We start from the raw sequence: 7932 nt of genomic DNA, 5'->3' as shown, positions 1-7932 counted from the left end.
GCGTGCACGGCACCGACCTGTCGACCCTGTCCAAGCGCACGCGGGCGCGGTTCCGCCTGCGCAACATCGGGTTCGTGTTCCAGTCGGGCAACCTGCTGCCCGCGCTCACCGCTGCCGACCAGCTGCGTCTGGCCGGGCGGCTGGCGGGCAACCGCCACGTCGACCCCGCCCTTGTGCTGGAGTCGGTGGGCATGGGCCACCGCGCCGGTCACCGCCCCGGGGAGCTCTCCGGCGGCGAACGTCAGCGCGTGGGCATCGCGCGCGCTCTGGTGAACCAGCCGAGCCTGCTGCTGGTGGACGAGCCGACGGCAGCGCTGGACCGTCGCCGCAGCCACGAGGTGGTTGAGCTTCTCGCCGACCGGGCGCATGACGCCGGCGTCGCCGTGGTCATGGTCACCCACGACCGCGACGTGCTGGAGCACTGCGACCGCGTGCTCGAGATGGTCGACGGGCGGCTGGGCGCGCCCGTCACGGCCTGACACCTCGCGTCCCTTCGTCGCCCGCGGCAGCTCCAGCTGTCGCGGGCGACGCGCTCCCTTCAGGACGTTTCATCCGCCGCGCCGCTGCATTCGGCCGGCCCAGATCAGGACGATAATTACCGGATGCCCAAGATCACCGCTCCGACGGTCGCCGAGCACCGCGCCTCTCAGCGCGCCGCACTCGTGCGCGCAGGCGAGGAGCTGCTGCAAGAGTCGGGGCTGGCCGGGGTGAACCCGGGAAGCGTGTCCGAGCGCGCGGGCATGAAGCGATCGAGCTTCTACGACTACTTCCCGTCGAAGGACGATCTGCTCGTCGCGATCGCGATCGATGCGATCGAGCGATGGGATGCCGACATCGAGCTGATCCTGGAGGGCACCGAGCGTGGCCTTCCCGAACTGCGCGCGTTCGTGGATGCGACGATGCGGATGACCGCCGACGGGCGGCACACCATCGCCGGGTCGCTGCGTGACGCGAACCTCAGTCCCAGCCGCATGGAAGACCTCATGACGCTGCACGACGCGCTCATGCGGCCCCTCACCCGCGTGCTGGAGGATCTGGGCCTGCCGGCATCCCGGTCGACCGTCACGCTCGTGCAAGGGGTGCTCGGTGCCGGAGTGCAGCTGGTGACGCACGGCATCGAGCCGCAGGCCGCGGCCGACGAGGTCTACGGGCTGCTCACCCGCGGCATCGTCTCCGCCTGACGCGCGCCGGTGCGCGGGGCCATGCCTCGCACTGAACGGCCCGCACGGGCCGCACCGGTCGTAGCCTGGAACCATGAGCCTCGCGCCGCAGACCGCCGTCGACCTCGGCTCGCGATTCGCCCGCGAGTTCCCGGAGCTGTCCACGCCGTGGGCTGCCGCCGACTTCCCGGACGCGCGACTGCTGGTGCTGAACGAGCCGCTGGCGGCGGAACTGGGTTTCGACCAGGCAGGACTCCGCACGCGCGAGGGAGTAGGGCTGCTCACCGGCAATCTCGTCCCCGAGACCGCGGCCCCCGTCGCGCAGGCCTATGCCGGTCACCAGTTCGGCGGATACTCGCCGCGCCTGGGTGACGGGCGCGCGCTGCTGCTCGGGGAGGTCACCGACGCCGACGGCGGCCTGCGCGACCTGCATCTCAAGGGATCCGGCCCCACGCCGTTCGCTCGCGGCGGCGATGGCTTCGCTGCGGTCGGCCCCATGCTGCGCGAGTACGTGATCAGTGAAGCGATGCATGCCCTCGGGGTGCCGACGACGCGAGCACTCGCCGTGACCGCGACGGGGTTGGGCGTGCAGCGCGACACGGTGCTCCCGGGGGCGGTGCTCACCCGCGTCGCGGCGAGCCACCTGCGTGTGGGAACGTTCCAGTACGCCGCTGCGACCGGAGACGATGACCTCGCGCGCCGCCTGGTCGCCCACGCGATCGACCGGCACTACCCGCACCTGACCGATGCCGAGAACCCGTCGCTGGCACTCCTGGGCGCTGTGATCGACGCGCAGGCGGCACTCATCGCCCGCTGGATGCTGCTCGGATTCGTCCACGGCGTGATGAACACCGACAACGTGACGATCTCGGGCGAAACGATCGACTACGGCCCCTGCGCCTTCATGGATGCCTTCGACCCGGCATCCGCCTACAGCTCGATCGATCGGCAGGGGCGCTACGCGTTCGGTCGGCAGCCGCTGATCGGCGAGTGGAACCTCGCCCGCTTCGCCGAAGCCCTGCTGGCGACGATCGACCCCGACACCGACCGGGCGATCGAGCTGGCCCAGGATGAGCTCGGGCGGTTCCGCGACGCGTACAACGCGGCCTGGTTCAGCGGGATGCTCGACAAGCTCGGCATCCCGGCTGACGCCGACCAGGAGTTGACCACGCCGCTTCTCACCGACTTGATCGACCTGCTGCAGATCAGCCGCGTCGACTACACGGGCTTCTTCCGCCGGTTGAGCGCCGTCGCGCGCGGAGACGCCGCGGGCACCCGCGCGCTCTTCGCCGACCCAGGCCCGTTCGACCTGTGGTCAGAACGCTGGCTCGCGCTCGCTCCCGACTCCGACAAGATGGATGCCGCGAACCCCGTCTACATCCCGCGCAACCATCTCGTGGAGGAGGCGCTGGATGCCGCAACGTCAGGCGACCTGCAGCCGTTCGAGCAGCTGCTCGAGGCCGTGACCTCGCCGTTCACCGAGCGCCCCGGCCTGGAGCGCTACGCCGAGCCGGCGCCCGACGCCTTCGGCCCGTACCGCACCTTCTGCGGCACCTGACCGGATCGACGCGCGCACGTCGAGAGGGGCGGCCCATGCCGGAGACCACTTGCCACATCTCGATGTCCCTCGACGGCTTCGTCGCGGGGCCGGACCAGAGCCTCGACGATCCGCTCGGAAGGCGCGGCCTCGAGCTGCACCGCTGGCACCTGGGACACCCGCGCGCCACCGACGCCGATGCCCTCGCCTCCAAATGGCTGGGACGCCCCCGGGGCGCGTACGTAATGGGCCGCAACATGTTCGGCCCGATCCGCGGCGAGTGGGATGGGGACTGGCGCGGCTGGTGGGGGCCGGAGCCGCCGTACCACGCAGCCGTGTTCGTGCTCACCCACTACGCCCGCGACCCGATCGAGATGGAAGGCGGAACGACCTTCCACTTCGTCACCGGGGGCTTCGACGACGCCTACGGGCGAGCGGTCGAGACCGCCGCCGACGACGGCATCCACATCGCGGGCGGGGCCTCGACCGTCCGTCAGGCGCTCGCCGCCGACGTGGTCGACGAGATCACGCTCGACATCGCGCCCGTGCTGCTGGGCTCGGGGGAGCGCATCTTCGACGGCGCGAAGTCGTTCGGCTACGAGCCCGTGGAGGTGCTGCACTCGCCGCTGGCGACGCACATCCGCTACCGCCGCGCCTGAGCGCGCACGGGATGCCGGCCCTGCCGGCGGCTGATCTGTTGCGATCGAGGACCGGTTGGCAACCGCCCTGACGTGCACACTTGACAGCCCGCAGGCGCGGGCTGCCCGTGTTCGAGGCGACGGCTCTTTGCTCGGCGATGACGGGGGTGTGCTGAGCGCTCAGGGCTTCTAGCATGAGTCGCGTGGGGACTCGCGAAACGGGTGCTGTGCAGGATATTCGTTTCGCGCGCTCCGCAGACGGTGTCGGGATCGCGTACGCCGTACATGGTGCCGGTCCGCCGTTGCTGATCGACGCGTGCTGGCTGAGTCATCTGCAGTTCGACTGGCAGAGCCCTGTCTGGCGCCATTTCCTGGTCGAGCTCGGGCGCATCGCGACGGTGATCCGGTACGACGAGCGCGGACACGGGTTGTCAGATCGTGATGTGACCGACCACAGCCTGCAGGCCCGCGTCGCGGACCTCGAGGCCGTCGCTGACGGCGCCGGGTTCGACCGCTTCGCTCTCCTTGCGATGGCGCAGGGCGGCCCGGTGGCGATCGAGTATGCAGCGCGCCATCCGGAGCGCCTGACCCGACTGATCTTCTACGGGAGCGACGCCGGAGCACGCGGCGTTCCGTCGGCGAATGAGCTGGAATTGGGTCGTGCGTTCGAGGCGATGATCAAAGTCGGGTGGGGGCGCCCGACGCCGGAGTTTCGGCGGGTCTTCACGAGCATGATGATCCCCGGCGGAACCGAGGAGCAGATGTGTTGGATCGACGAGCTGCAGAAGATGGCCGTCGACGCGGACACGGCGGTGCTCGCCCGGGCCCAGCGCCAGATGATCGACTCCAGCGGCCGTTTAGGCGAACTGCACCTGCCGACACTGGTACTGCACAGCCTCGGGGACCAGATCAAGAGTTTCGAGCAGGCCCGATATCTCGCCGCGCACATTCAGGGCGCTCGGCTTGTCGCGCTGGACAGCAACAACCACATCATCCTGTCCGATGAACCGGCGTGGCCGGTCCTGCGCCGCGAGATCACGGACTTCATCGCTCCGGACAGGGACGCAGAGCCCGTCGCATCCGCGGAGGACGTGGCCTCGGCGCTTTCTCCCCGGGAGCTCGAGATCCTCCGCGCGGCTGCAGGGGGATATGACAACGAGGCGATTGCGGCAGAGCTGACGCTCTCCGTGCGTACCGTCGAGCGGCATCTGCAGAACGTGTACGCGAAGCTCGGGTTGCACGGACGCACCGCGCGTACGGCGGCCGTCGCGCGGCTGCTCTCCGGCGTCTGACCGGCTACGCGTCAGCCGCCACTCGACGGTCGACGCCGAGACCTAGTTGCGCGTCGGCCCCGATGTGCGACCCGGATGATCATCCCTACGGTTGCGGCAACAACCAATTCCGGAGGAACCATGTCCATGCAATACAGCACTCGACCGACTTCCACGAGTACACCCTTGACGTCAACGCCAGAAGACCGGGCCCTGAAGGCGAAGCATGCCGCGATGTGGGCGAGCGGGAACTACCCCGCCGTCGCCGACGAGGTCGTCGGCTCCCTTGGCCGCATCCTTGTCGATACCCTCGACGTGCAATCCGGACAGCGCGTCCTCGACGTTGCGGCCGGTACCGGGACTGCGGCCCTGCCCGCCGCGCGTCGGGGCGCTCACGTCACTGCTACCGATCTGACGCCCGAGCTCCTCGACGTGGGCAGAGCTGAGGCGATGGCCGAGGGACTCGAACTGACTTGGCAGCCCGCGGACGCCGAGGCATTGCCGCACGCCGACGCGACCTTCGACGTCGCCCTATCGTGCATCGGCGTGATGTTCGCCCCACACCATCAACAAGCCGCCGACGAGCTGCTGCGCGTCTGCCGCCCCGGAGGCACCGTCGGCGTGCTGAGCTGGACCCCCGAAGGCTTCATCGGCCAGATGTTCGCCACAATGAAGCCCTACGCGCCACCGCCGCCCGCCGGAGCGTCCCCGGCCCCGCTGTGGGGACGCGCCGATCACGTTCGGTCACTTTTCGGCGACCGCGTCAAGAACCTGGTTGCGCGACAGCAGACATTGCGCGTAGGCCGATTCTCCGATGGCATCGAGTTCCGCGACTTCTTCAAGGCCAATTACGGTCCCACGATCGCCGTGTACCGATTCCTCGGCGAGGATGCCGCCCAAGCGGCCGCACTGGACACCGAGCTGGCCGCGCTGGGCGATCGGTCCCTTCACGAGGGCGCGATGAACTGGGAGTACCTTTTGGTCACCGCTTCCCGCATCTGACGCGCGCATGCCTGCGCCCACCGCCCACCGGGTCGTCAGCTCGCACGAAGATCCATCACCGCGACAGAACGGAAGGTGGGCTCAAGGCGAGGTCGGCTCCCGCGGCGCCGAGTCATCCGCGTGGCAACGACCACCCGCGACGTCGAACCCGTGCTGTTCGCCTCCACGAACGGCCGGTGGTGCCTCGTGGGGTGGTGCCGATTGCGCCACGCGCTGCGATGGTTCACCGTGTCGCGCATCGAGCGAGCCAGCGTCACCACGACGGCCTACAGCGGTCACACCGTTCAGGAGGTCGGAGAACCCCCGGCGAACGCCAGACCGGTGCGCCGTCGGGGCGACTGGCCAGCTAATGTCGTCCGCCGGCGCAGCGGGCATCGTGGCATCGATCACTTCTGAGACGCGGAACCGGTATCTGCTGCCGACCCTTATGTGGGGCAGGTCGCCTCGTTGGGCCAAGGCATAAATGGTCGAGGTGGAAGTGCCGAGGATGAGTGGGATCTACCGCACACCTATCCACTCTTCGTTGCTGCCGCTCATGCCGGAAGCCTAGGACGGACATGCGCGCCGAACCGAGAAGCCTTGGAATGCGTTCCGGGTCGCTCGGGCCGCGGGTTCCGGCTCACAGTTTGTCCTTTGCGCGATAATGTCAGTCGAAGATCGACGGGCCGATTCTGACAGCTGGATAGCCGCGGTCGAGGGTTCACTGTGTCTGGGGGGAAAATGAAGAAGATCCAGAGCGCCGCCGTGCTCGCGGCGATTGTCATACTGTCGGGATGCTCGGGTGAGCCTGCGCTTGAGGTTTCAGCCGCGCCGCCCTCGGTGGAGGTTTCGCAGACGCCCACGCCAGCACCCACCCCAGACGCCGAACGCGGAACGCGTGGGAATCCGTTGGCCGTGGGGGAAAGTCGCAAGCTTTCAGTGGACTCGATGTGGTCTCTGGGCGCTGCCGGGCCCACCGAGATCCACGATGGGTACTTGGTTCTGCCGATGACTATCGCGCTGGACTGGGATGCGGGGGAAAAGCAAGCGCAGGCTGAGGGCCTTTCTCTCCGTGAGACAGGGGTCGACCCGTGGGCCTCGTTGTTCGTCGAGTACGTCAGTGCCGGCGGGCGGTCATTCGCCACCATGGATGACTACTCGGTAGATATCCCGGATGACATGTACAACATCGGTACCTTATATCCGCCGGTGGAGTCGGTGGGGGCCCGCGTCGCCGTGAGCGTGCCTGCTGACCAGGTCCCGGGTGGGGTCTGGGTCGTGAAGAACGCACAGGGGTCCGCGGTATTCATAGCCACCGAGTAACCCTGGTCCGGGGGCCGTGGGACCCGTTCTTGACCCTCTCGCGGCGCGTAGTGGGGCGTGAGGAACGAACTGGTGACAGGTTGACCTGCCCCACCGAAACTTTCCTCACGCCCCGAGGAGGGACACCAGCCTCGTGTGCTTGCCGTGAATACCGCGCCCCGTTGTGCGTAGGCCTCCCGTCGCGGCCACCAGGGCGATCGTGATAGTCGCGAGGATTCCCAGCATTGTGACGACGTTGGAGACGAGAGCCTAAGCGGTAAGGACTTCACTGGCTTCATGCACTCGCTGAGAATAGCGGTCTCGGCGTTGGCGCGCTGAATTCGGCAAACAGCACGCGTTCGCGCGCGCGAGCGATAGTAGAGATCATGAACAAACTCACGAGAGTCATACTTCTCGGTGGTCCGCGCGGACCGCTCTCCGCCACTGTCGAGCATGTATCGGAAGCGATTGCCGTTCATGTGCCCGATGGGCCCTCGCGCCGAGATGTCTACCATCTACGGCCCACGACAACTGCGGAAGAGCCGCCTGCATATGCTTTCGTCGGGCAAGAGCAGACAACGATCGGATTCCGCGGTGGTGACTTGGCGCAGCATGCGCACTCGTTCGAAAGAGTCGGCTTTCCGCCCAACCTCACGACCTAGGCCACTCCTCACCCATTGCTGTCACTACTTCGGAGCGCCTTCGTCAGCGGAGTAGTTGCGCGAGTTGCTGTTGCGGTTCGTAGATGTGCCTTGGGGCACTCGCAGCCGTGGATCACGTTGAATGTCTACAGCCACCTGTGGCCATCTGCCGAGGATAAGGCCCGCCCAGCCCCTGCAGGCTTTGCCTCGCCGGTTCTGGGTGCCGCGGACCCTCTGCGGACTCTGGATGGAATAGCCCAGGTCAGGAGGTAGTCCTACCGGTAGTTGATGAACTGCAGGTCGACGTCGAGGTCGGCGGCCTTGAGCAGTCGCTGCACTTCCTGCAGATCGTCGCGGCTCTTGGACTGCACGCGCAGCTCGTCGCCCTGGATCTGCGACTTC

At 67.8% G+C, this 7932-nt stretch carries 8 protein-coding genes and 1 pseudogene; 8 read left to right on the top strand and 1 reads right to left on the bottom strand.

The annotated features are described in order from the left end of the window. From NQ160_RS14420 to NQ160_RS14385, 8 genes and pseudogenes are all read left to right on the top strand, one after another. Positions 1-479: ABC transporter ATP-binding protein (locus NQ160_RS14420; protein WP_257515899.1), on the top strand; the 479-nt coding region annotated here is incomplete at its 5' end. Between the two features lie 123 nt (positions 480-602). Next, positions 603-1181, top strand: a complete 579-nt coding sequence (locus tag NQ160_RS14415; RefSeq protein ID WP_257515898.1) for a TetR/AcrR family transcriptional regulator — start codon at positions 603-605, stop codon at positions 1179-1181. Between the two features lie 73 nt (positions 1182-1254). Further along, a complete protein-coding gene (locus tag NQ160_RS14410) occupies positions 1255-2718 on the top strand; it encodes a protein adenylyltransferase SelO (RefSeq protein ID WP_257515897.1) in 1464 nt (487 codons plus the stop codon). A 35-nt stretch (positions 2719-2753) separates the two neighbouring features. Next, complete coding sequence (locus NQ160_RS14405; protein WP_257515896.1) at positions 2754-3356, top strand: dihydrofolate reductase family protein; 603 nt, start codon at positions 2754-2756, stop codon at positions 3354-3356. Between the two features lie 182 nt (positions 3357-3538). Continuing rightward, positions 3539-4627 (top strand): alpha/beta fold hydrolase, encoded by a 1089-nt coding sequence (locus NQ160_RS14400; protein WP_257515895.1) that lies wholly within the window; start codon positions 3539-3541, stop codon positions 4625-4627. 213 nt (positions 4628-4840) lie between these two features. Beyond that, a complete protein-coding gene (locus NQ160_RS14395; RefSeq protein WP_306853443.1) occupies positions 4841-5608 on the top strand; it encodes a class I SAM-dependent methyltransferase in 768 nt (255 codons plus the stop codon). A 123-nt stretch (positions 5609-5731) separates the two neighbouring features. Next, a pseudogene (locus tag NQ160_RS14390) lies at positions 5732-6004 on the top strand (WYL domain-containing protein); the annotation flags it as partial. 324 nt (positions 6005-6328) lie between these two features. Continuing rightward, positions 6329-6910: a hypothetical protein gene (locus NQ160_RS14385; protein ID WP_257515893.1), complete on the top strand. Its 582-nt coding sequence runs from the start codon at positions 6329-6331 to the stop codon at positions 6908-6910. 895 nt (positions 6911-7805) lie between these two features. On the opposite strand, the gene NQ160_RS14380 is transcribed toward NQ160_RS14385, so the two are convergent. After that, the coding region (locus tag NQ160_RS14380; protein WP_257515900.1) for a DUF520 family protein at positions 7806-7932 on the bottom strand (127 nt) is incomplete at its 5' end.

This window comes from Microbacterium sp. zg.Y909 (assembly GCF_024626565.1).
The sequence above is the reverse complement of the archived record's forward strand: the minus strand, read 5'-3'. Positions and strand labels throughout refer to the sequence as shown.

Excerpts from the sequence above, each read along its gene's own strand:
- NQ160_RS14415 (WP_257515898.1), top strand. The coding sequence starts at position 603 with ATGCCCAAGATCACCGCTCCGACGGTCGCCGAGCACCGCGCCTCTCAG.
- NQ160_RS14410 (WP_257515897.1), top strand. The coding sequence starts at position 1,255 with ATGAGCCTCGCGCCGCAGACCGCCGTCGACCTCGGCTCGCGATTCGCC.
- NQ160_RS14405 (WP_257515896.1), top strand. The coding sequence starts at position 2,754 with ATGCCGGAGACCACTTGCCACATCTCGATGTCCCTCGACGGCTTCGTC.
- NQ160_RS14395 (WP_306853443.1), top strand. The coding sequence starts at position 4,841 with ATGTGGGCGAGCGGGAACTACCCCGCCGTCGCCGACGAGGTCGTCGGC.
- NQ160_RS14385 (WP_257515893.1), top strand. The coding sequence starts at position 6,329 with ATGAAGAAGATCCAGAGCGCCGCCGTGCTCGCGGCGATTGTCATACTG.